The sequence below is a fragment of the Demequina sp. NBRC 110054 genome, from assembly GCF_002090115.1.
Taxonomy (GTDB): Bacteria; Actinomycetota; Actinomycetes; order Actinomycetales; family Demequinaceae; genus Demequina.
On the sequence record NZ_BBRK01000004.1, the window covers coordinates 188487 to 209744 of the forward strand.

The following is a 21258-nucleotide window of genomic DNA, read 5'->3' on the forward strand; positions in this document are numbered from 1 at the left end:
GAGCCATCGTGCCGGATATTGGCACCACGCATCAAGTGCCACACGGAAGCCTTCTGGCTCTTTCGATCAAGTGCCAGTCGCGTCACGCTCGTACCCATGGACACCCTCGACCGCATCGCCACGCACCCGACGTCGCTCGCCAGGAACCGCGAGCGCATCGCCATGCTCACCGAGTCGGCCCGCCGGGCCGGCACCTACGTGGCAGGCGCGCGCCTGCGCAGGGTGTTCCCCCACGCTGACGCGGTGGCCGCACTCGACTCCTTCCGCAGGCCGCTGCAGGACGACTCGCGGACTCCGATGGAGGTCCTCCGGGAGCTCGACACCGTCGGATCTCCCGCGACGGTCGTGCAGCACCAGGGCCGCTACTTCGGCTTCGTGAACGGAGGCGTCGAGCCCGCCGCCTCCGGGGCGGCCGTCCTCGCGGGCGCCTGGGATCAGAACGCCGCGCTACCCGTGATGTCGCCCGCGGCCGCCGCGCTCGACGAGGTGGCTGCCGACTGGATCGTCGACCTGCTCGGCCTGCCCCAGAACGCCACGGCCAGCTTCTGCGCGGGAGCGACGATCGCGAACCTCACGGCGCTTCTCACCGCGCGCGACGCGCTGCTGCGCCGCTCAGGCTGGGATGTCGCGACACAAGGCCTGGCCGGCGCGCCGGGGCTGCGGATCGTCGTCGGAGCCGAGGCACACTCCTCGGCGCTCAAGGCGCTGCGACTCGCGGGCTTCGGTTCCGACTCCTTCGAGGTGGTCCCGACCGACGCGACCGGCGCGATCGACGCCGAGGCCTTCCCTGCCGACCTCGACGATCGCACGCTCGTCGTGCTGCAGGCAGGCAACGTCAACACGGGCGCCTCGGACCCGTTCGACGCGATCATGGCGCGCGTAGGCGCGAGCGGCGCGTGGGTCCACGTCGACGGCGCCTTCGGCCTGTGGGCCGCGGCCTCCCCTCGGCGAAAGGGGCTGGTCGCGGGCGTCGAGCGCGCCGACTCGTGGGCCGTCGACGCCCACAAGTGGCTCAACGTTCCGTACGACAGCGCGCTCACGATCGTCCGCGACCGGGAGGCGCTGCAGCGCGCGATGAGCTCGGACGGGGCCTACCTCCCGAGCGACGAGGGGCGCGCCCCGATGCGCCAGGGGATCCAGATGTCCCAACGCGCTCGCGGCGTGGAGGCGTGGGCCGCGCTGTCCGCGCGAGGACGGGACGGGATCGCCACACTCGTCGACGACCCATGCGACCTCGCACGGCACTTCGCGACGCTGCTTGAGGCGGAGGGGGTCCGCCTGCTCGCCCCCGTGGTCCTCAACCAGGCGCTGGTCGCCTTCGGGGTCGAGCCCGGCGCCGAGCCGGACGCGTCGACGACCGCCACGGTCCTCTCACGCGTGCAGGAGGACGGCACCATGTGGGCCGGGTCGACCACATGGCATGGCATTCACGCGATGCGGCTGTCGGTCTCCGATGCGGCCACCACCAGGGACGATGTCGAGGCCTCCGCGCAGGCCATCCTGCGGGCCTGGAGCGCGGTCCGGCACGCCTAGGGCCGACGCGACGGGCGGCGGGAAGCACCCTCGCGCGCCCGTCGCGCGGCTACTGTAGGACCATGAGCAACGGGTCCGAGCGCGTCTACGTCGCGAGACTGGCCGGCACCACCGTGTTCGACCCGTTGGGCGACGCCGTGGGTCGCGTCCGCGACGTCGTGCTGCTCGTGCGCCGCAGCGGCGGTGCTCCCACCGCGGTGGGCCTGGTGGTCGAGGTCCCGGGTCGCCGTCGCGTGTTCATGCCGCTGACCCGCGTCACCTCGATCTCCCCCGGCCAGGTCATCTGCACCGGCGTCATCAACCTGCGCCGCTTCCAGGCGCGGCAGGCGGAGACCCTCGCGCTCGCCGAGCTGTTCGAGCGCAGCGTGCGCCTCAAGTCCGACGGCGGCACCGCGCTGATCGAGGACCTCGCAATCGAGCCCGACCGCACGCGCACCTGGCACGTGACGAAGCTCTACGTGCGCCGCGCCGAGCGCCGCAAGGGCGTTCTCGGCATCTCGCGCCGGGGCGAGGCCCTCGTGGTGGACGTCGACCAGGTGACGGGGCTGTCGACGAAGGACAAGAACCAGGGCGCGGCGCTCGTCATCGAGTCGTTCGAGGACCACAAGCCCGCCGACCTCGCCGCGGCCCTCATGGAGATGTCGCCCGCGCGCGCCGCCGAGATCGCCGCGGCGCTCGACGACGAGCGGCTCGCGGACGTCTTCGAGGAGATGCCCGAGGAGGACCAGATCACGCTCCTCTCGACGCTGCGCTCCGAGCGCGCCGCGGACGTCCTCGAGGCGATGGAGCCCGACGACGCGGCCGACCTCCTCGGCGACCTTCCCGAGACCCAGGCCGCGGCGCTGCTCGAGCTCATGGAGCCCGAGGACGCCAAGAACGTCGAGCAGCTGCTGGGCTACGAGGACGACACCGCCGGTGGCCTCATGACCACCGAGCCGGTCATCGTGGGCCCGGAGACGAGCGTCGCGGCGTGCCTCGCCGCGGTGCGCCGCCAGGAGCTCCCGCCCGCGCTCGCCTCGATGGTGTTCGTGGTGCGCCCGCCGAACGAGACGCCGACGGGACGCTTCATCGGCCTGGTGCACATCCAGCGCCTTCTGCGCGAGCCGCCACACGATGCGATCGGCACCTACGTGGACCCTGCGATCGCGCCCCTCGACCCGTACGACCGACTGCCCGAGGTGGCGCGGCGCATGGCCGCGTACGACATCCTCGCGCTGCCCGTGGTGAGCTCCGAGAAGCGGCTCCTCGGCGCCGTCTCGATCGACGACGTGCTCGACCACCTGCTCCCGAGCGACTGGCGCGACCACCTCGACGACGACGAGGACACGGAGGCCGCCCATGGCTGACTTCCGCCTCGACAAGCCCAAGGGCGACGAGCGGGGGCTGTTCTGGCGGAAGTCCCGCCCGTCGTCGAGCCCCGATCGTGCGGGCCAGATCTCCGAGGGCATCGCGCGGTTCCTCGGAACGCCCCGCTTCATCTTCTACCTCACGGTGTTCTGCGCGGCATGGCTCGGGTGGAACACCTGGGGTCCCGAGGATCTCCGCTTCGACTCCGCGGAGTTCGGCTACACGCTGCTGACGCTCATGCTGTCGCTTCAGGCCTCGTATGCCGCGCCCCTGATCCTGCTCGCGCAGAACCGGCAGGACGACCGCGACCGCGTGGCCGCCGAGCAGGACCGCCAGCGCGCCGAGCGCTCGCTCGCCGACACCGAGTTCCTGGCCCGCGAGGTCGCGGCCCTGCGCCAGGCGATCAACGAGACCGCGACGCGCGACTTCGTCCGCTCCGAGCTGCGCGCACTCCTGGAGGAGCTGCGCGAGGAGGACGAGGACGACGCCGGCGACGAGGACAGGCCCCGCAAGAAGCGGCGCTGAGCGCGGGCCGCGGCCCGCGCATCGACCCCTCCCCCTGCATCGTCCCGGCCACCGCATCGTCCCGGGCATGACGGAGGGGCCGCCCGCACCGGATCGCTCCGGTCCCCCGCGGACGGCCCCTCCGGGCCTGGATACGGCTACTTCTTGTCGCCCTCGGCCTTCGCCAGGGCGGCACGGGCGGCACCGAAGTCGCCCATCGGCACCTCGTCCTCCGAGGTCCCGGCTCCTGCCGCGACCTTCTGAAGCACGTCGGCGAGGTCGACGCCGGTGAGCGCCTTGATGGTCGCGATGCCCTGGGACAGCGCATCGGTGCTCATCTGCGTGACCTTGCTCGCGCCGTCCGTCGAGACGACGGTGAGCGAGTCGATGTCGCCGATCGGCTTCGCAGACTCCCTGACCACCGAGGGCAGGCCCTCGAGCGTGAGGTCGATGAGGCCGGCCTGCGGGTAGTTCTCGTAGGCCTGCTTCTTGGCGTCGACGCCGGCCGCCTCGGCCAGACCACGCGCCTTGATGACACCGGCCTCCGCCTCACCACGGGCCTTGATCGCCGAACCGTCGGCGTCACCCTTGGCGGCCTCCGCCTCAGCCTCGGCCAGACCGCGCGCCTTGGTGACGGCGGCGTCCGCCTCACCGCGACGCTGCGCGACCGCGGCGTCCGCGTTACCGCGGGCCTGGTTCGCCGCCGCCTCGGACTCACCCTCGAGGCGCTCGGCCTTGGCATCCGCCTCGGCCTTCGCGACCCTCGCGGCCGCCATCGCGTCCGCCTCGACGCGCGTGGCGTACGCACGGGCATCGGCGGGCTTGCTGACCTCGGACGCGAGCCGCATCTCGGTCACCTCGGCGCGCTTCTGCTCCGCGATGCGCTCCTGCTCGAACACGAGCACCTGCTGCTCGGCCGCCGCGATCGGTCCCGCCGAGTTCGCCTTGGCCTCGGCCGTGTCGGTGTCCTGCTTGATCTCGGCCACACGGAGCGTGAGCTCGCGGTTGGCGTCCGCGATGGCCTGCTGGGCCTTCGCCTTCGCCTCCTCGGACTCGCGCTGGGTGTTCGCCTCGGCGATCTCGGCGTTGCGTCGCACAGCTGCGGCCTCGATACGGCCCAGGTCGTTGATGTAGCCGGACGGCGTCGTCACCGACTGGATGTTGAGACCCTCGAGCACGAGGCCCCACTCGGCACAGGCCTCGCCTGTGACGCGCAGCACGCGGTCCTTGAGCGTCTCGCGGTCGGAGTTGATCTCCTCGACCGTCATGGTGCCGACGATCGCGCGCATGTCACCCTCGATGTTCTGCGTGACGAAGTCCTCGATGTTCTTCGGGTTCACGTTGAAGCGCTCAGCGGCATCGCGGACGGCGCGCTCGTCGCCGCCGACCTTGACGTTGGCGACGCCCTCGAGGTTCACGAGGATGTTCTGGCTGGACGGCGACTCGCGCACCGTCCACGCGATCTGACGGGTCTCGAGCGACATCGACGTGGACTTCTGGACGAACGGCCAGACGAAGACGCCGCCTCCCCCGAGGACCACGCGAGACGGGACCGAGCCGCCGTCGGCCTCCTTGGACTTGGAGCCCGAGATGATCAGCGCCTCGTCAGGGTCGGAGACCTTGTAGCGGGACACGATGGCACCCACGACCGCCAGCGCCGCGACGACGCCCCCCACGATCGCGATGAGTGTGATGCTTGGCATGAGCTGCCTTTCTGTGTGACCGGCTCAGTCGGTGAGCCGGGAGATGGTGACCTGGGTGGTGGAGATGACCGCGTCGATGACGACCTTGTCGCCCTCGCGGAAGTCCTCCTGGGCGCGGAAGTGCATGCGCTTGCCCGAACCCAGGAAGGTGACGGCGACCGTGCCTGCCATGCCGGCCTCGCGCGGCGCCTCGACCACGACCGCAGTGGAGCCGACGAGCTGGTCGAGGCTCGCGGCACCGGCGGGCTGCTCCTGACGCCTCGCGACGTGCACCGTCGTCCAGGCGAGGCCCCAGCCGAGCACGGCGCCGACGGCGCCGATCACGATCGAGACCCAGGCGGCCGCGTCGGGCCACAGCCCGAGTGCCGCGGCCCCCAGGAATCCGAAACCCGCGAGCGTGCCCGCGATCGACGTGGATGACAGCGCACCGTCGGGCACGAAGTCGAGCGCCACGTCGAACAGGTCGCCGATGATCAGCGACAGCAGCGCGATCGCGAGCCCCACGAAGCCGATGACGAGATAGGTGGTGACCATGTCGCCCCTCACTTTCCCCCACCGGAGGAGCCCCGTGCCCTCCGCCTGAAAGAAAAGTACCCGAGTGCCGAATCACCCCGATACGGCCCCGGGGATGATTTCCTCGCGCGTCGATCGGCCCCCGGGATGACGCCCTCATCAGGCGCGATCCTTCCCGGGGAGGAGGGGCCCTGCGGCCGCGACCTGGACCCCTGCACAACGCCTACGATGGAGGCCATGTCTGCAGTCCCCGCGCTCGAAACCGCCCTGTCGAAGGTCATCGACCCAGAGATCCGCCGCCCGATCACCGAGATCGGCATGGTCAGATCGATCGACCTGGACGATGCGGGCCTCGCCGTGATCGGCATCGACCTCACGGTCGCCGGCTGCCCCATGAAGGGCCGCATCACCGAGGACGTCGAGACCGCGGCGCGCTCGGTCGAGGGCGTCACCGACGTGCGCGTCGAGCTCGGCGTCATGTCCGAGGAGCAGCGCGACAGCCTTAAGACGCAGCTGCGCGGCGGCAAGCCGGAGCCCGTCATCCCGTTCAACGAGCCCGGATCGATGACTCGCGTCTACGCCATCGCGTCGGGCAAGGGCGGCGTCGGCAAGTCGACCGTCACCGCCAACCTCGCCGCGGCGATGGCCGCCGACGGGCTCAAGGTGGGCGTGCTCGACGCCGACATCTTCGGCTTCTCAATCCCAGGCATGCTCGGCGTCGAGGGCCAGCCCACGCGCCTGGACGACATGCTGCTGCCCCCGATCGCGCACGAGGTGAAGGCCGTCAGCATCGGCATGTTCGTGCCTGCGGGCCAGCCGGTAGTGTGGCGCGGACCGATGCTGCACCGAGCGATCGAGCAGTTCCTCGCGGACGTCTTCTGGGGGGACCTCGACGTCCTCCTCCTGGACCTCCCGCCCGGGACCGGCGACATCGCGATCTCCATCGCGCAGTTCCTGCCGCACGCGGAGATCGTCGTCGTGACCACGCCCCAGTCGGCCGCGGCCGAGGTCGCGGAGCGTGCAGGGTCGATCGCGACGCAGACTTCGCAGTCCGTCGTCGGCGTGATCGAGAACATGGCGTGGCTCGACCAGCCGGACGGCACGCGCCTGCACGTCTTCGGCGAGGGCGGCGGCGAACGCGTGGCCTCCAACCTGTCGGCCACGCTCGGCACCGACGTGCCGGTCCTGGGTCAGATCCCCCTCGACATCGCCGCGCGCCAGGCGGGCGACGACGGCACGCCGATCGTGATCTCCGACCCCGACTCCCCCGCCGCCGTCGCGCTGCGCGGCGTGGCGACCAGGCTCGCAAGCCGACGACGCGGCCTCGCCGGTCGCTCGCTCGGCGTCACGCCCGTCTCGCGCTAGAAGCGGGCCGACTCAGGCCGGCTTCGCGGCAGTTCCGATTCCTACGGAGCGATCTCGGCTTCGACTCCCGGTCTTAGCCAATCGTTGATCCGCTCAATATCGGCATCGAAGTTGCGTCTCTCTTCGGCGGATACGGCGTCACTGCCGATGGTTCCGCGCAGGCGCGCCTTCTCCCCGAGTCGTATCGTCCAGTGGGGCTCGCCGACCGCGAGCGGGCGCTCAACGGAAACTGCATGTGGCCCGTCAGTGCGTAGGACGTGCACGCGCGGCACGACGAACACCCATTGCAGAAACACTACGAATCGATTCCCAAGGTAGACGAGAACCTGAGGCGCTCGCCCTGAGACGACTCGGGATCGTGCCGCGAAGCTGATGGCAAACCCCGTGAGCAAGGGGAAGCCAAGGAAGCCCAGCAACAGGCCTTGTACGTACAACTTTCCCCGACCATCGTCGAGACCGATGCCCAACACCACGAGGCACCCGAGCGCCATCAGAACGAACCAGCGCGCCGCGCTTCGCCATGCGGGAGCTATCGCGGACGCCTGGGCGCGCGTGTCGATACCGACCCATCGGCGCGACCAGGAGGCGATCATGGCATCACCCTAGGGCGCGGCACGACTGCGCCAACGCCACCGGGTGGAATTTCGACTAGCGGGATTAGTCGCGACTCCCCGTCCCGCCTGCCTAGTACCCCGCGGGTCGGGACGGGCGGGGCTCGTCGAGCTCCCGCGGGCCCCAGCCGACGATGATCGCGGCCACGACGCCGCTCAGCAGCACGCCCGTGGACACCATCGGAAGCCCGAGCGCGGCCATGAGCGCATCGTCGAAACCGGGCCCGGAGACCCCGAGCACATCCTCCAGCAGCCCGGATCCGGCCGAGTTCACGGCCCCGGTCACGATCATGAGGTGCACACCGAGAGCGGCCGCGACGAATGCGGCCGCCTGGTCGAGGAGACCCCGCTCGGGGCTGAGGTACCTGACCGTCGCGCCGACCGCGGCGGTGACCAGGAGGCCGAGCAGCACGTAGGCCAGCAGGTTCGGATCGCTCGGCACGAGCACGGACAGCAGCAGCCCGACGGCCACGGCGACGATGAGGCCGGCCGCCAAGGCGCCCATGCGGTTCTGTCGCCACCGGTCCAGGATCGACCGCGGCGCGCCCGGGGGAACGGTCGGGTTCTCGTCCGTCTCGACACTCGCCTCGCCCGACTGGACAGGATCAGATGCGGCTGACATGACTGCTCCGTTCGATCAGAAAGCCTGATAACTCATGCTCTCACGCCTGGATGGACGCGGGTATCGCTGGCATGATGGGCAGGGTGAACGTCGCAGCCGACTCCGCCCCCACCTGGGTCGAGGCGTGGACGCCCGCGGAAGGGTCGAAGCGCGCATCAGCCCTGCTGAGAGAGACGTTCGGCGCCGAGCAGCCCTCCACGTGGAGGGCCCCCGGCCGCGTAACCGTCATCGGGGAGCACACCGATTACTCCGAGGGCCTCGCACTCCCGACCGTCACGCCGCACGCGGTGTACGTCGCCGCGTCCCCCCGGGAGGACCGGCGAGTGCGAGTCGTCTCCGATCAGGGCGGGTCGCTCGAGGGCCCCGGTGCGATGTGGGAGGGCACGCTCGACGACGATCCGCGCGAGGTGAAGGGCTGGCCACAGTACGTCATCGGACTCCTGTGGGCGATGCAGGAGCGCGGCTACGACGGCCCCGGCATGGACCTCGCGTACGTCTCCTGCCTGCCCTCGCGAGCCGGCCTGGGCTCGTCCGCCTCGATCCTCGCCGCGACCGCGCTTGCGGCGAACGACCTCTGGCGACTCGCGCTCGACGGCGACGAGGGCCACGCCGAGCTCGCGGACGCATGCCTCGACGCGGAGAACCTCGCGGTAGGCACGCTGTGCGGCGCGCTCGACCCGCACACGATCCTGCGCTGCGACCACGAGCACGCGCTGCTGCTCGACTTCGCCCAGCACCCGACGGGCGCACAGCCGTACCCCATGTACTTCCGCGACTACGGGCTCGGACTGCTGGTCATCGACACCGGCGTGCCGCGCGGCGACGTGCAGCAGCTGTTCCGCACCCGGCGCGCCGAGGTCGCCGCTGCCGCGGCCGCGCTCGGCTCGCAGACGCTGCGCGAGGTCGCCGACGCCCCCCTCGCCGCGCGCAGGGTCGAGGGTGTCTCCGATCCGGTGCTGCGCCGCCGCGCGCGCCACGTCACCGCGGAGATCGAGCGCGTGCGGCTCGTCGTCGACGAGCTCAGCGGCACCGGTCCCGCCCACGAGCGATTCGTGGCGATCGGCAAGGCGATCTACCGCTCGCACGCGTCCCTCGAGCTCGATTACGAGGCCTCGGACCCGACGCTCGACTACGCGGTCGAGGCGGCGTTCAAGGCCGGCGCTCTCGGCGCGCGCGTGAGCGGCGCCGGCTACGGCGGCGCGGTCGTCGCGCTCGTACGCAAGGCGCAGGCGCGACTCGCGGCGCAGCATGTCGCCCAGGCGTTCGCGGACGCGGGCCGCTCCGAGCCGCGCTTCCTCTGGGTCTGACCCGCCGCGCCGAGCCCCGAGGGGAAGCCCTACAGCGCGTAGTCGACGACGAGAGGCGCGTGATCCGTCCAGCGCGCGTCCCACGAGGCCTGGCGCGCCACGTGCACGTCGGTAGCGGCGTCGGCGAGGACGCGCGAGGCGAGCTGGTAGTCGATCCGCCAGCCGGCGTCGTTGTCGAAGGCCTGACCGCGCTGCGACCACCACGTGTAGGGGCCGGGCTTGGGACCCTCGAGCGTGCGGTGGACGTCGACCCATCCGGCCTCGAACCAGCGGTCCAGGTAGGCCCGCTCCTCGGGAAGGAAGCCCGCTGACTTGAGGTTGCCCTTCCAGTTCTTGATGTCGTTCTCGGAGTGGGCGATGTTGATGTCGCCCATGACGACGACGCGCTCGTGCTCGGCGAGCAGGGTCTCGAGACGCGCGGTCATGGCGTCGAGCATCGCGTACTTCTGGTCCATCTTCGGCGTGCCGACGGTGCCCGAGTGCATGTAGACGGACACGACGCGCACCGGCCCGGCCGGAGAGGCGGCGGTGCCCTCGATCCAGCGGCCGGTGTGCACGGGCTCGTCCATGCCGTCGCCGAGCGCGTCGGCGCCGACCAGAACGTCGGTGAGCGGCTCGCGGCTGAGGATCGCGACTCCGGCGCGGCCCTTGATGAGGCACGGGTCCTCAACCACGTGCCAGCCCTCGCCCACGAGCTCGGCGGTCGTCTCGAGAGGCGCGCGCACCTCCTGGAGGCAGACCACGTCGCAGCCCGACGGGTCGAGCCACTCGTGCATGCCCTTGCGCGCGGCGGCGCGGACGCCGTTGACGTTGACGGAAGCGATTCTCATGGCCACGAGGGTACCTGCCATCACTGACGGCGAGGCCCCGCTCGCGCCAGGCGAGCGGGGCCTCGTGGTCGTGTTGCGGCGAAGTCCGCCGCCGCATCGTCCCTCTCGGGTGAACGTCAGCCGAGGGCCGCGCGCTCCGCGGTCTCGACGACGTTCGCGAGCAGCATCGCGCGCGTCATCGGGCCCACCCCTCCCGGGTTGGGCGAGTACCAGGCGGACCTGGCGACGGCGTCGGCCGAGATGTCGCCCGCGACGCGGCTCTTGCCGGTCTCGGGGTCCGTCACGCGGCTGACGCCGACGTCGACGAGCACGACGCCGTCCTTGACCATGTCGCCCGAGACGATGCCGGGCACGCCCGCGGCGGCGACGATCACGTCGGCGCGACGGGTGTGGGCGGCCAGATCCTTCGTCCCGGTGTGGCACAGCGTCACGGTCGCGTTCACGGCCTTACGGGTCAGCAGCAGTCCGATGGAGCGGCCGACCGTGGTGCCGCGGCCGATGACGACGACCTCCTTGCCGTTCAAGGAGATCCCGTGGCGCTCGAGCAGCTCGATGATGCCCTTGGGCGTGCACGGCAGGGACGACGTCACGTCCTCGGCCACGCGCAGCACCAGGCGACCGAGGTTGGTCGGGTGCAGCCCGTCGGCGTCCTTGTCCGCGTCGATTCGCTCGAGGATCGCGTTCGTGTCCACGCCCTTCGGGAGCGGCAGCTGCACGATGAAGCCCGTGCACGCCGGGTCCGCGTTGAGGCGGTCCACTGCGGCCTCGATGTCCGCCTGGCTCGCGTCGCCGGGAAGGTCCTCCCGGATCGACGCGATGCCCACCTCGGCACAGTCCGCGTGCTTGCCGTTGACGTACCAGGTCGAGCCCGGGTCGTCGCCGACGAGCAGCGTACCGAGGCCGGGCTTGACGCCGTGGGAGGCGAGCACCGCGACGCGGTCCGCGAGCTCGGACTTGATCGCCGCAGCGGTGGACTTGCCGTCGAGCCGCTGCGGCGCAGTCTCCGCCGCCATTACTGCTGGAGGCCCTCGTAGAGCGGGAAGTCGGCCGCGAGCTTCGCGACGCGCGCACGCAGCGCCTCGACATCGGCGCCGCCCTTGAGCGCGGTCGCGACGACCTCGGCGACCTCGGTGAACTCCTCGGCGCCGAAGCCGCGGCTCGCGAGCGCAGGCGTACCGATGCGCAGACCCGAGGTGACCATCGGCGGGCGGGGGTCGTTCGGCACCGCGTTGCGGTTGACGGTGATCCCGACCGAGTGCAGCAGGTCCTCGGCCTCCTGGCCGTTCATGGGCGAGTTGCGCAGGTCGACCAGCACGAGGTGAACGTCCGTGCCGCCCGAGACGACGTTGACGCCGGCCTCGATGGCGTCCGGCGCGACGAGACGCTCGGCGAGGATGCGCGCGCCCTCGAGCACACGCTCGTTGCGCTCCTTGAACTCGGCGCCCGCGGCGGCCTTGAGGGCCACGGCCTTCGCGGCGACGACGTGCATGAGCGGTCCACCCTGCTGGCCGGGGAACACCGCGGAGTTGAGCTTCTTGCCGTAGGCCTCGATGTCGCGCGACAGGATCATGCCCGAGCGGGGACCGCCGATGGTCTTGTGGATGGTCGTGGAGACCACGTCGGAGTGCGGCACCGGGCTCGGGTGCAGGCCGGACGCGACCAGACCCGCGAAGTGCGCCATGTCGGTCCACAACTTCGCGCCGACCTCGTCGGCGATCGCGCGGAATGCGGCGAAGTCGAGGTGACGGGGGTAGGCGGACCAGCCGGCGATGATGACGTCGGGACGGTCGGCGAGCGCCTGCTCGCGCACCTTGTCCATGTCCACGAGGTGCGTCGCGTCGTCCACGCCGTATGCGGAGACCTCGTAGAGCTTGCCGGAGAAGTTGAGCTTCATGCCGTGGGTCAGGTGACCGCCGTGCGCGAGCGAGAGGCCCATGATGCGGTCGCCCGGCTTCGCGAGCGCGTGGAGGACGGCCGCGTTGGCCGTCGCGCCCGAGTGGGGCTGCACGTTCGCGTACTCGGCGCCGAAGAGGCTCTTGGCGCGGTCGATCGCGATGTTCTCCGCGACGTCGACCTCCTCGCAGCCGCCGTAGTAGCGGCGACCGGGGTAGCCCTCGGCGTACTTGTTCGTCAGCACGGAGCCCTGGGCCTGGAGGACCGAGCGGGGAACGAAGTTCTCCGACGCGATCATCTCGAGGTAGGTCTGCTGGCGGCCGAGCTCGCGGTCGAGGACCTGGGCGATCTCGGGGTCGAAGTCCTGCAGCGTGGCGTTCATCACCGCTGCGGTGGCGCTGGAGTCGGTGCTCATGGCTTTCCTCTCTGAAGGCGGCCGGGGGCCGCCGGGATTGTCCGGTGACCTTGGCCCAGGCGTACGACCATCAGTCTGAGAAACGTGTCGCTCCCTCGTGGTGACCCACTGCGCCAGTCACGACGGTGGTCAGTTTAGCAACGGCTTGCCCCTACGTCACGGGGCCGCCGAGGGTCCACGTGGCATGGTCTCCGGCGGGGCCTCGTCCACGGTGGCCTTCTGGATCTCGTCCTGGACGATGCGGTCCAGCGCATGCTGGAGCCGCGTCCCGTGCTCGCCCCCGATGCTGTCCCGGATCCGGTCCCACCGCCGCTGATACTGGTCGGAGAACCGGTGGCGGGCGCGTGCCATCTTCTTCTCGTCGTAGCGGCGACGCGCCCAGAACGACGTGGGCTTGGCCAGGCGGATCGCGGCGACGAGCGCGACGAACGGCACGACGATGCCGACGAGCCCGACCTTGAGCTTGCCCTTGAGGACCGCGACCATGACCCACGCGAAGTGGAAGGCGAGGACGATCGCGACGGCCCACGCCGACTCCGTCGTCTGCTCCTCGAGGCCGAAGACGTTGACCTGCATGAGCATCGCGGCGCCGATCACGGCGGCGACCATCACCGCGTCGATCGACTTGCGCCCCTCAGCGGACCAGTAGACGTCCTCGAGATGCAGCCACAGCGCGAACTCGTCGAGCGCGAGCGCGGCCCCCGCGCCGAACAGCGCCGCGAGGATCTCCACCCACGGCGACTCGGGCGAGTACCGGAACTCGATCAGCCCCGTCACGAGCACCAGGACGATGCCCCAGACCTGATGGTGGACGTGGACCCCGCCCAGGTGGATGTTGGAGATCAGGCCACCTTGCGCGTCGTCCCCGGCCGTCGCATCGTCCGTGCGCGGGGCGTTCGCCGCCTCGAGCTCGCCGGCGCGGATGCGTCGCGTGACCCAGCGGGTGAGCGCGAACGTGAGCACGAAGGCGATCATCAGCCACAGGGCGGGTGCCCGCCCCGTGTCGACGAAGACCTCCTCGTACCAGGACATCAGTCCACGGCGGAGTCATCCACGATCGCGCCGGACTCGAGGATCTTGCGCAGGTAGGCGTACGTGAGGTCGCCCGACACCTGGTCGAACTGGTGCTCGTAGCCGGCCTTGTTGTACAGCGCGATGTTGTGCTTGGAGTTCTGACCGGTGAAGGCCCACACCTCGGACGTGTTCTCCGGGAGGTATCCGAGCACCGCGAACACGAGCTGCGCGCCGATTCCCTGGCCCTGGAGGTCGGGGGCCACCGCGAGCCGGCCGATGGTCGCCTTGGTGCCCTCGATGCCGACGCGGATCGTGCCGACCATGCGCGGGCCGATCCACGCGCCGAGCGTCACGGTCGAGCCCGACTCCATGTCCTCGATGAGCTCCTCGAGGGTCTGGGTCAGCGCCGGGATGTGCGCGTCGTTGTACAGCTGCGCCTCCACGACGAACGCCGCGCGGCGCAACGTGAGCACCTCGCCGGCGTGGCCCGCGTCGACCTGGTCGATCCTGACCTCTGCATCCTCGCTCATAGCCCTATGGTGACAGGTCACAAGGCCCCGCCACCACCCCGGGAGTCCCGGTTCGGAGGCGGCACCCAGGTTCACTACGCTGGGAGCATGAGTGACGCCCTCGAGATGAACCGCTACGTGCTGAGCCTGTCCTGCCCCGACCGCCCCGGCATCGTCCACGCGGTCTCGGGAGTGCTCGCTTCGCACGGCGGCAACATCACCGAGTCGCAGCAGTTCGGGGACGCCGACACCGGCCTGTTCTTCATGCGCGTCGAGTTCGAGGTCCCCGCCGTCCAGGACGACCTGCGCGCGGAGTTCGCGGTGCTCGGCGAGCGCTTCGAGATGACGTGGCGCCTGGACGTCGCGGGTCGCCGGATGCGGACGATCGTCATGGTCTCGAAAGCCTCGCACTGCGTGAACGACCTGCTCGTGCGCGAGCGCGCGGGCACGCTCCCCGTGGACATCGTCGCCGTCGTGGGCAACCACCCGACGCTGCAGTCTCTCGCCGAGTTCTACGGCAAACCGTTCCACCACATCCCCGTCACCGCGGACACCAAGCCCGAGGCCGAGGCGGCCGTCCTGAGCCTCGTGGACGAGCTCGACGCCGAGCTCGTGGTGCTCGCTCGCTACATGCAGATCCTGTCGCCGGAGATGTGCGCCGCCCTCAAGGGACGCGCGATCAACATCCACCACTCGTTCCTGCCGAGCTTCAAGGGCGCCCGCCCCTACTTCCAGGCGCACGACCGCGGCGTCAAGCTGATCGGCGCGACCGCGCACTACGTCACCGCGGACCTCGACGAGGGCCCGATCATCGAGCAGGACATCGAGCGCGTGGACCACTCGTACACGCCCGAGTCCCTCACGGCGACGGGCGCCGACGTGGAGCGCCGCGCGCTCGCCCGCGCAGTCCGCTGGCACGCGGAGCACCGCGTCCTGCTGGACGGCCACCGGACCATCGTCTTCAAGTAGGACCCAGCCGGGGCATCGTCCCTGCCGCCCGTCCTGGGCGTCGTCAGCGCCCTGCATCCATGCACTCCGCACGGAATCGCGCGCGACACGCCGGCGTGTCGCCGCTCGTGTCGGCGTGTCGACGGGGTGTCGGCCTCAGATCCGTGCGGAGTGCATGGCGAGAATGGACGATGCTGGGGCCGGGATCAGGCCGGGGCGCTCCAGCCGCACGCCTCGAGCGCGCGCAACGGGGTGACGGTGGCCGCCTCGACGACCGCCTCGCGCGGGAGGCCCATCTGCTCGCAGACCTCGAGGGCGTGCGAGAGCACGAGCGTCGAGCCCGCGAGCGTGTCGGTGCCCGTGAGCAGCGCCTTCCCGTCGGCCACGGTGACCTCGAGCTCGCCGAGCATGTAGGTGCCCTCGGACGATGCTGCGGCCGCCATGGCGTCGGTCATCAGGACGACGCGCCCGGGCGCCGCGGCGAACAGCAGCGCGATCGACTCGGGCGCGACGTGGAAGCCATCCGCGATCACCTCGATGAAGACGCGCTCGTCGGCGAGCGCGGCGCCGAGCGGGCCCGGCGCACGCCCGGAGATCGGCGGCATCGCGTTGTACGCGTGGGTGATCAGCCGGGCGCCTGCGTCGAAGGCGGCCTTCGCCTGCGCGGCCGTGCACTCGGTGTGACCCACGGCGACCACCACATCTTCCGAAGCGAATCGCTCGATCGCCGCGAGCGCGCCCGGAAGCTCGGGGGCCATGGTGATCTGACGGATCGTCCCCTCGGCCGCGTCGAGCAGCCGCGACACCGCGTCTGGCGTCGGTTCGATCAGCGCGTGCGGCGGATGCGCGCCCTTGCGCGACGGCGCGAGGAACGGCCCCTCGAGGTGGATGCCCAGCAGATCGGGGTCCTGCGCCATCGCCTCGCGGACCACGGCGACTCGCTCGACCATCGCGTCGAGCGGCTCGGTCACGAGCGAGGCCACCATCTGGGAGGTGCCCGTCGCCTGGTGCGCCTTGAGGGCGGCAAGAGTTCCCTCGACGGACTCGCCGAACGCGTGCCCGCCGCCGCCGTGGCTGTGGATGTCGATCAGTCGCATGTGTGTCCCTTCAGCGATCGTAGAACGCGCGGCGCGGGCGGAGGGGACGGTCCGCCCGGACGCTCAGATCCCCTGCCAGTCCGGCTTGTGCGCGGTGGCCCACCGGTAGTAGTCGAGGTTCTTGAGCTGCGAGGCGGCGGCCTCGTCGACCAGCACTGTGACATGGGGGTGGAGCTGGATCGCGGATCCCGGCATGGACGACGACACGGCGCCCTCGACCGAGGCCGCGAGCGCCTCGGCCTTGCCCTCGCCGAAGGCGAGCAGCACCAGATGCCTGGCGCGCAGGATCGTGCCGAGCCCCTGCGTCACGCAGTGGATCGGCACCTCGTCGAGCGAGTCGAAGAAGCGCGCGTTGTCGACGCGGGTCTGCTCGGTGAGCGTCTTCACGCGGGTGAGCGAGCCGAAGGACGAGCCCGGCTCGTTGAAGCCGATGTGCCCGGTGGTGCCGAGCCCGAGCAACTGAAGGTCGACGCCGCCCGAGGCCGCGAGGAGCGACTCGTAGCGCTCCCCCGCCGTCTGGATCCCGTCGAGCGAGCCGTCGGGCACGTGGACGCGCGACGGATCCGCACCCACCCGGTCCTGGAACTCCTTCGTGATGACGGAGCGATAGCTCTCGGGGTGCTCCACGGGCAGGCCGACGTACTCGTCGAGCGCGTAGGCGCTCACGCGAGAGAAGTCGAGCCCGGCGTCCGCGCGCGCGCCGAGCGCCTCGTACACGGGCAGCGGCGTGGAGCCCGTCGCGACGCCCAGCACCGTCTCAGGATTCGCGTCGACGAGGCCGCCGATGTGATCGGCGACGAGCTCTCCCGCCGCCTCCTTGCTGTCGACGAGGATGACCTCAGCCACGTCCAGCTCCTCTCATGGCCGCGCCGACGGCGGCGACCGGGATGTCGGGGTCGAGCACGCGCACGCGTGCGGTCAGGTCCACCGAGGCGAGGAACGAGCTCTGGCGCTCCCACCCACGGATGACGCGCCTGGCGCCCTCGAGCAGGGGCTCGCCCATGCGGGTGAGGCCGCCGCCCAGCAGCACCTCCTCCACGTCCAGGGTCAGGACGAGCAGGCGCACCGCCGAGGCGACTCCGTAGAACAGGCCCTCGCGGATCGCGGCGGCGCGCTCGTCGGAGTCGGCCGCGGAGAGCACCTGCGCGGCGGGAGCGCCGCCGGCCTGAAGCGCGATGCCGCTGCCCGAGGCGTAGGTCTCGAGCCCGCCAGGGAGAGAGTCGGGCCCGAGAGGTCCATGGGGGTCGATCGACACGTGGCCGATCTCGCCGGCAGCCCCGCGGGCGCCGCGCCACACTTTGCCGTCCAGCACCAGGCCCGCCGCGAGACCCGTGCCGAGGTTGAGATACGCGACTGACCGCAGGCCGCCGTCGGCCGCAACCCACGCGCCCACCGCTCCGGCGTTCACGTCGTTGTCGACCACGGGCCGCACGCCCCAGGCGTCCGCGAGCGCGCCCGCGAGATCCAGGCGCGTGATCCCCAGGTTCTGCGCGTGGCTCACCACACCGTCCAGGACCGACCCAGGGATGCCGACGCCCACGGAGTCCGCCTCCGTGACGGCGATGCCAGCGTCGGCGCACACCAGGCTGATCGCGGCGAGCGCCTGGGCGACGACCTCGTCGTCACCCTGCCCCGACGGCAGCACGTGACGATGCAGCACGCGGCCGTCCTGGTCGACGAGCACTGCGTCGGACTTGGTGCCGCCGATGTCGATGCCGAGGTGGAGGCTCATCGGGCCACCGCCTCGAGCAGCGCGGCGCCCATGAGGCGCGAGGCCCCCGCCGTCGACACGTCCGCATAGCCCGCGTCGGGGTCCGCCCAACCCATGTCGACCGCGAGGGTCGGGCCAGCGGCGCGGAACGCGTCGATCGCCTCACGCGCGAACGCGTGACGGTGGTTGTCCTTGCCGACCACCACCGCGAGCACCCCCGGGGGGACCGCGGCGATCGCGGCCCGCGCATCGTCCTCGGGTCCGAGCGTCGCAAGCGGCTCGACGCCGACGGCGAAGGGCCCCCACGGGCTCGCGCCGACCGCGATGTTCGCGGCGGGGTCGAGCCGGATCCACGCGAGCTCGCGGCCACCCGCGAGCAGGTCGAACGCCGCCTCCGAACGACCGACCGCGGCGGCAGCGCGCGCGGCGTCGAGCCCCGGCACCTCGCCTGCGATCAGGTCGTCGGGCACGGCGAACGAGGAGCGCGCGGCTGCGAGGCGCGCGCCGATCGCACGTACCCGGTCCGCGGCCGTCGCGAGGTCCTCGGCGGCCAGGGAGCCGGAAGCGAGCGCCGCATCGATCGCCGCGACGATCTCCTCGATCTCCTGGTCGGTGTTCCGTGTGCCGAGGCAGAGCAGATCGCAGCCGCCGTCGACCGCGAGCACCGCGGCCGCCGGCACTCCCCTGCCGCCGCTCGCGCCCGCCATGTCGAGCGCGTCGGAGACGACGACGCCGTCGAAGCCGAGCTCGTCCCGCAGCAGTCCGCGCAGGATCGGGCGGCTGAACGTCGCCGGAGCCTCGGGGTCGAGCGCGGGCACGAGGATGTGCGAGGACATGAGCGTGTCGGTGCCCGCCTCGATCGCGGCGACGAAGGGCGCCAGCTCGCGGGCGCGCACCGTGGGGGCGTCCGCGGTGACGGTCGGCAGCGACACATGACTGTCCTGCGCGGTGTCGCCGTGGCCGGGGAAGTGCTTGGCGCACGCCGCGACCCCCGTCGACTGGACGCCGCGGATCCAGGCGGCGCCGTGGGCGCCGACCTCGGTCGGGTCCGAGCCGAAGCTGCGCACACCGATCACCGGGTTGAGCGGATTGGAGTTCACGTCCACGTCCGGGGCCATCGTGAGGTCGACCCCCGCCGCCCTGAGCTCCCACCCGACCTGCGCGCCGACGCGCTCGGTGAGCGCCGCATCGTCCAGGCGCCCGAGGACCGCGTTGCCGGGGAACGGCGACCCCTCCGACTGGTAGAGGCGCGACACGTCGCCGCCCTCCTCGTCGATCGCGATGATCGCGTGCGGGTTCGCCTCGTGGATCGCCGCGCACAGCGCGCGCAGCTGCTCAGGCGAGTGGACGTTGGTGCCGAACAGGCACACCCCGCCCAGGCCGTCTCGGAGCCGCTGTGCGAGCCAGGCCGGCAGCTCGGGCCCCTCGAAGCCCGGCAGCAGCACGGTGAGGGCGTTCACCCCTTCACCGCCCCGCCGACGAGGCCCTGCGCCATGCGACCCTGGACCACCATGAAGAACACGATCACCGGGATCGCGACCAGCACCGAGCCGGCCATCACCTGACCCCACTCGGTGACGCCCAGGTTCGACGTCTGCGCGAAGTCGCGCAGCCACAGCGGCAGCGTCGCCTTCTCGTTCTCGGTCAGGATGATCGACGCGAGCGCGAACTCGTTCCACACCTGCACGAACGCGAACACCCCGGACGCGACGAGGCCCGGCGCGAGCAGCGGGAACGTGACGCGGCGGAACGCGCCCATCCTCGTGCAGCCGTCGATCATCGCCGCCTCCTCGAGGTCCACCGGCACGCCGGCGACGAAGCCGCGCAGCATCCAGGTGGTGAAGGGCACGACCATCGCGAGGTAGATGACGGACACGCCGAGCACCGAGTTCAGCAGGTTCGCGGAGGACAGCATCTTGTACTGCGCGATGAACATCGCCTCGGCCGGAAGCATCTGGACGATGATGATCGCCAGCACGAACGTCTTGCGGCTGCGGAAGCGGAAGCGCGCGATCGCGAACGACGCGAGCGTGGCGAACGCGACGCACACGACGAGCACGAGCGCCGTGATCGTCACCGACATCCCGAGTCCCGCGAGGAAGCTGTTGTCGGCGAGCACCGCGGAGTAGTTGCCGAACGTCGCGTTCGTGGGGAAGAACGTCGGGGTGAGCCGGTTGATGGAGCCAGGGGTCTGGAAGGACGTGTTGATCATCCAGTAGACCGGGAAGGCCCAGATGGCCGCGAGCAGGACCGCGAGAGCGGCGCCGCCGCCGCGAAGCATGGTGCGGGTCATGACTCCTCGTCCTCCTTGAGCATGCTGCGCACGTAGCCCCAGCTGATCGCGATGGTCAGCACCATCACGACCATGGCCGCGGCGGACGCCATGCCGAACTGGCTCTGGCCGATGCCGAGCCCGTAGATGTACGTGCCGAGCAGGTCGTACCGCTCGCCGGCGGCTCCGAAGTCCTGCAGCAGCTGAATCTGCGCGAACACCCTGAGGTCCCAGATCAGCTGCAGGAGCAGCAGGATCACGAGGACGGGACGGATGATCGGCATGATGATCATGCGCAGCGTCTGGAAGCCGTTCGCGCCATCGAGCTGCGCGGCCTCGAGGACCTCCTCGGACACCTGCGTGAGGCCTGCGTAGACGGAGAACGCGACGAAGGGCACGGACGCCCACACGATGATGGTCATCGCGACCGCGAAGAAGCTGAGCGGCTCGACGAGCCAGTTGTGGCCGACCATGTCGACGCCGGGAATCTTGGACAGGACGTAGTTGACCACGCCGTTGCGGTCGTCGATCAGCCAGTTGGCGACCGTCATCTGCGCGACGATCGGCATCGACCACGCGAGCAGCATCGCGACCTGCAGGACGATGCGGGACCAGGTCGGGATCGCCTTCATCAGCAGGGCGAGCAGGATGCCGATCACCATGGTGATCAGCGCGGTGAGCGCCATGAAGGCGACGGACCGGATCGCGATGGTCCAGAAGACCGAGTCGGTCAGCAGGGTCACATAGTTCTGCAGGCCGATGAAGGTGGCGGGCTGGCCGAACTGCTGCGCCAGGCCGTACTCCTTGAAGGAGTTGATGATCTGCCAGGTCACCGGGTAGCCGAGTCCGACCAGCAGGGTCAGGACGGCGGGGACGATGAGCCAGTGGGGAAGGCTCGAGCGTCGGCGGCGACGCGAGCGGGTGGGTGCGGAAGTCTCGTGGGGCGCGGGCTCCGTGCCGATCGAGTCGGGGGCCGGCGCGGGGGAAGTCATGGTCACGACTGCCTCTCGGGAGTGGTCCCGGGGTCGGTCCGGCGCGCGTGGGGGCACGGGCGCCGGACCGAC

At 70.9% G+C, this 21258-nt stretch carries 21 protein-coding genes; 6 read left to right on the forward strand and 15 right to left on the reverse strand.

Going from position 1 to position 21258, the window contains the following annotated elements; all coding sequences use genetic code 11:
• Positions 1–96: 96 nt before the first annotated feature.
• From B7K23_RS00835 to B7K23_RS00845, 3 genes are all read left to right on the forward strand, one after another.
• Positions 97–1533, forward strand: a complete 1437-nt coding sequence (locus tag B7K23_RS00835; protein WP_159451253.1) for an aminotransferase class V-fold PLP-dependent enzyme — start codon at positions 97–99, stop codon at positions 1531–1533.
• A 62-nt stretch (positions 1534–1595) separates the two neighbouring features.
• Positions 1596–2879 carry a magnesium transporter MgtE N-terminal domain-containing protein gene (locus tag B7K23_RS00840; RefSeq protein WP_084124293.1) on the forward strand — a complete coding sequence of 428 codons (1284 nt, stop codon included), beginning with the start codon at positions 1596–1598 and terminating at the stop codon, positions 2877–2879.
• Positions 2872–3405, forward strand: coding sequence for a DUF1003 domain-containing protein (locus B7K23_RS00845; RefSeq protein WP_084124295.1), 534 nt, complete (start codon positions 2872–2874; stop codon positions 3403–3405). Before B7K23_RS00840 ends, B7K23_RS00845 begins: the two co-directional genes overlap by 8 nt.
• Before the next feature lie 137 nt (positions 3406–3542).
• Here B7K23_RS00845 and B7K23_RS00850 read toward each other — a convergent pair whose 3' ends face one another.
• Both B7K23_RS00850 and B7K23_RS00855 read right to left on the reverse strand, forming a co-directional pair.
• Positions 3543–5087 carry a flotillin family protein gene (locus tag B7K23_RS00850; RefSeq protein WP_084124297.1) on the reverse strand — a complete coding sequence of 515 codons (1545 nt, stop codon included), beginning with the start codon at positions 5085–5087 and terminating at the stop codon, positions 3543–3545.
• A gap of 24 nt (positions 5088–5111) precedes the next feature.
• Positions 5112–5621: a hypothetical protein gene (locus tag B7K23_RS00855; RefSeq protein WP_084124299.1), complete on the reverse strand. Its 510-nt coding sequence runs from the start codon at positions 5619–5621 to the stop codon at positions 5112–5114.
• 216 nt (positions 5622–5837) lie between these two features.
• Between B7K23_RS00855 and B7K23_RS00860 the strand changes: the two genes are divergently transcribed.
• Positions 5838–6965, forward strand: coding sequence for an Mrp/NBP35 family ATP-binding protein (locus B7K23_RS00860; RefSeq protein WP_084124301.1), 1128 nt, complete (start codon positions 5838–5840; stop codon positions 6963–6965).
• A 41-nt stretch (positions 6966–7006) separates the two neighbouring features.
• Here B7K23_RS00860 and B7K23_RS00865 read toward each other — a convergent pair whose 3' ends face one another.
• Complete coding sequence (locus B7K23_RS00865) at positions 7007–7558, reverse strand: hypothetical protein (RefSeq protein ID WP_084124304.1); 552 nt, start codon at positions 7556–7558, stop codon at positions 7007–7009.
• Between the two features lie 91 nt (positions 7559–7649).
• On the reverse strand, positions 7650–8198 hold the full coding sequence (locus B7K23_RS00870; RefSeq protein WP_084124306.1) for a hypothetical protein: 549 nt from the start codon (positions 8196–8198) through the stop codon (positions 7650–7652).
• Between the two features lie 83 nt (positions 8199–8281).
• Between B7K23_RS00870 and B7K23_RS00875 the strand changes: the two genes are divergently transcribed.
• The gene (locus B7K23_RS00875; RefSeq protein ID WP_159451254.1) at positions 8282–9505 is read left to right on the forward strand and encodes a galactokinase family protein; all 1224 of its coding nucleotides are present in this window, start codon (positions 8282–8284) and stop codon (positions 9503–9505) included.
• A 29-nt stretch (positions 9506–9534) separates the two neighbouring features.
• Here the strand turns inward: B7K23_RS00875 and B7K23_RS00880 are convergent, their stop codons facing one another.
• The 5 genes from B7K23_RS00880 to B7K23_RS00900 form a co-directional block, all read right to left on the reverse strand.
• A complete protein-coding gene (locus tag B7K23_RS00880) occupies positions 9535–10335 on the reverse strand; it encodes an exodeoxyribonuclease III (RefSeq protein WP_234996355.1) in 801 nt (266 codons plus the stop codon).
• Positions 10336–10451: 116 nt separating this feature from the next.
• Positions 10452–11348 carry a bifunctional methylenetetrahydrofolate dehydrogenase/methenyltetrahydrofolate cyclohydrolase gene (locus tag B7K23_RS00885; protein ID WP_084124312.1) on the reverse strand — a complete coding sequence of 299 codons (897 nt, stop codon included), beginning with the start codon at positions 11346–11348 and terminating at the stop codon, positions 10452–10454.
• On the reverse strand, positions 11348–12643 hold the full coding sequence (gene glyA, locus B7K23_RS00890) for a serine hydroxymethyltransferase (RefSeq protein ID WP_084124314.1): 1296 nt from the start codon (positions 12641–12643) through the stop codon (positions 11348–11350). Before glyA ends, B7K23_RS00885 begins: the two co-directional genes overlap by 1 nt.
• A 156-nt stretch (positions 12644–12799) precedes the next feature.
• Positions 12800–13675: a hypothetical protein gene (locus B7K23_RS00895; protein WP_200809748.1), complete on the reverse strand. Its 876-nt coding sequence runs from the start codon at positions 13673–13675 to the stop codon at positions 12800–12802.
• Positions 13675–14187, reverse strand: a complete 513-nt coding sequence (locus B7K23_RS00900) for a GNAT family N-acetyltransferase (RefSeq protein ID WP_084124316.1) — start codon at positions 14185–14187, stop codon at positions 13675–13677. The genes B7K23_RS00895 and B7K23_RS00900 overlap by 1 nt, the downstream gene beginning before the upstream one ends.
• 87 nt (positions 14188–14274) lie before the next feature.
• Here B7K23_RS00900 and purU point away from each other — a divergent pair, with 87 nt between their 5' ends.
• The gene (gene purU, locus B7K23_RS00905; RefSeq protein WP_084124318.1) at positions 14275–15135 is read left to right on the forward strand and encodes a formyltetrahydrofolate deformylase; all 861 of its coding nucleotides are present in this window, start codon (positions 14275–14277) and stop codon (positions 15133–15135) included.
• 185 nt (positions 15136–15320) lie between these two features.
• Here purU and nagA read toward each other — a convergent pair whose 3' ends face one another.
• From nagA to B7K23_RS00935, 6 genes are all read right to left on the reverse strand, one after another.
• The gene (gene nagA / locus B7K23_RS00910) at positions 15321–16211 is read right to left on the reverse strand and encodes an N-acetylglucosamine-6-phosphate deacetylase (RefSeq protein WP_084124320.1); all 891 of its coding nucleotides are present in this window, start codon (positions 16209–16211) and stop codon (positions 15321–15323) included.
• 63 nt (positions 16212–16274) lie between these two features.
• Positions 16275–17057 (reverse strand): glucosamine-6-phosphate deaminase, encoded by a 783-nt coding sequence (locus B7K23_RS00915; RefSeq protein ID WP_084124322.1) that lies wholly within the window; start codon positions 17055–17057, stop codon positions 16275–16277.
• On the reverse strand, positions 17050–17943 hold the full coding sequence (locus B7K23_RS00920) for an ROK family protein (RefSeq protein ID WP_084124324.1): 894 nt from the start codon (positions 17941–17943) through the stop codon (positions 17050–17052). The genes B7K23_RS00915 and B7K23_RS00920 overlap by 8 nt, the downstream gene beginning before the upstream one ends.
• Entirely contained in the window at positions 17940–19382 is a 1443-nt protein-coding gene (gene nagZ, locus B7K23_RS00925; RefSeq protein WP_159451255.1) for a beta-N-acetylhexosaminidase, read from the reverse strand. The genes B7K23_RS00920 and nagZ overlap by 4 nt, the downstream gene beginning before the upstream one ends.
• The gene (locus B7K23_RS00930) at positions 19379–20215 is read right to left on the reverse strand and encodes a carbohydrate ABC transporter permease (RefSeq protein ID WP_143338027.1); all 837 of its coding nucleotides are present in this window, start codon (positions 20213–20215) and stop codon (positions 19379–19381) included. The genes nagZ and B7K23_RS00930 overlap by 4 nt, the downstream gene beginning before the upstream one ends.
• Positions 20212–21186, reverse strand: a complete 975-nt coding sequence (locus B7K23_RS00935) for a carbohydrate ABC transporter permease (RefSeq protein ID WP_084124327.1) — start codon at positions 21184–21186, stop codon at positions 20212–20214. Before B7K23_RS00935 ends, B7K23_RS00930 begins: the two co-directional genes overlap by 4 nt.
• Between the last annotated feature and the right edge of the window lie 72 nt (positions 21187–21258).

What these genes read in the sequence shown, in the direction of transcription:
- purU (WP_084124318.1), top strand. Translation starts at nt 14,275, where the DNA reads ATGAGTGACGCCCTCGAGATGAACCGCTACGTGCTGAGCCTGTCCTGC.
- B7K23_RS00835 (WP_159451253.1), top strand. Translation starts at nt 97, where the DNA reads ATGGACACCCTCGACCGCATCGCCACGCACCCGACGTCGCTCGCCAGG.
- B7K23_RS00920 (WP_084124324.1), bottom strand. Translation starts at nt 17,943, where the DNA reads ATGAGCCTCCACCTCGGCATCGACATCGGCGGCACCAAGTCCGACGCA.
- B7K23_RS00935 (WP_084124327.1), bottom strand. Translation starts at nt 21,186, where the DNA reads ATGACTTCCCCCGCGCCGGCCCCCGACTCGATCGGCACGGAGCCCGCG.
- nagA (WP_084124320.1), bottom strand. Translation starts at nt 16,211, where the DNA reads ATGCGACTGATCGACATCCACAGCCACGGCGGCGGCGGGCACGCGTTC.
- B7K23_RS00860 (WP_084124301.1), top strand. Translation starts at nt 5,838, where the DNA reads ATGTCTGCAGTCCCCGCGCTCGAAACCGCCCTGTCGAAGGTCATCGAC.
- B7K23_RS00870 (WP_084124306.1), bottom strand. Translation starts at nt 8,198, where the DNA reads ATGTCAGCCGCATCTGATCCTGTCCAGTCGGGCGAGGCGAGTGTCGAG.
- B7K23_RS00885 (WP_084124312.1), bottom strand. Translation starts at nt 11,348, where the DNA reads ATGGCGGCGGAGACTGCGCCGCAGCGGCTCGACGGCAAGTCCACCGCT.
- B7K23_RS00850 (WP_084124297.1), bottom strand. Translation starts at nt 5,087, where the DNA reads ATGCCAAGCATCACACTCATCGCGATCGTGGGGGGCGTCGTCGCGGCG.
- B7K23_RS00865 (WP_084124304.1), bottom strand. Translation starts at nt 7,558, where the DNA reads ATGATCGCCTCCTGGTCGCGCCGATGGGTCGGTATCGACACGCGCGCC.
- B7K23_RS00895 (WP_200809748.1), bottom strand. Translation starts at nt 13,675, where the DNA reads ATGTCCTGGTACGAGGAGGTCTTCGTCGACACGGGGCGGGCACCCGCC.
- B7K23_RS00840 (WP_084124293.1), top strand. Translation starts at nt 1,596, where the DNA reads ATGAGCAACGGGTCCGAGCGCGTCTACGTCGCGAGACTGGCCGGCACC.
- B7K23_RS00930 (WP_143338027.1), bottom strand. Translation starts at nt 20,215, where the DNA reads ATGACCCGCACCATGCTTCGCGGCGGCGGCGCCGCTCTCGCGGTCCTG.
- B7K23_RS00845 (WP_084124295.1), top strand. Translation starts at nt 2,872, where the DNA reads ATGGCTGACTTCCGCCTCGACAAGCCCAAGGGCGACGAGCGGGGGCTG.
- B7K23_RS00855 (WP_084124299.1), bottom strand. Translation starts at nt 5,621, where the DNA reads ATGGTCACCACCTATCTCGTCATCGGCTTCGTGGGGCTCGCGATCGCG.
- B7K23_RS00880 (WP_234996355.1), bottom strand. Translation starts at nt 10,335, where the DNA reads ATGAGAATCGCTTCCGTCAACGTCAACGGCGTCCGCGCCGCCGCGCGC.
- glyA (WP_084124314.1), bottom strand. Translation starts at nt 12,643, where the DNA reads ATGAGCACCGACTCCAGCGCCACCGCAGCGGTGATGAACGCCACGCTG.
- B7K23_RS00900 (WP_084124316.1), bottom strand. Translation starts at nt 14,187, where the DNA reads ATGAGCGAGGATGCAGAGGTCAGGATCGACCAGGTCGACGCGGGCCAC.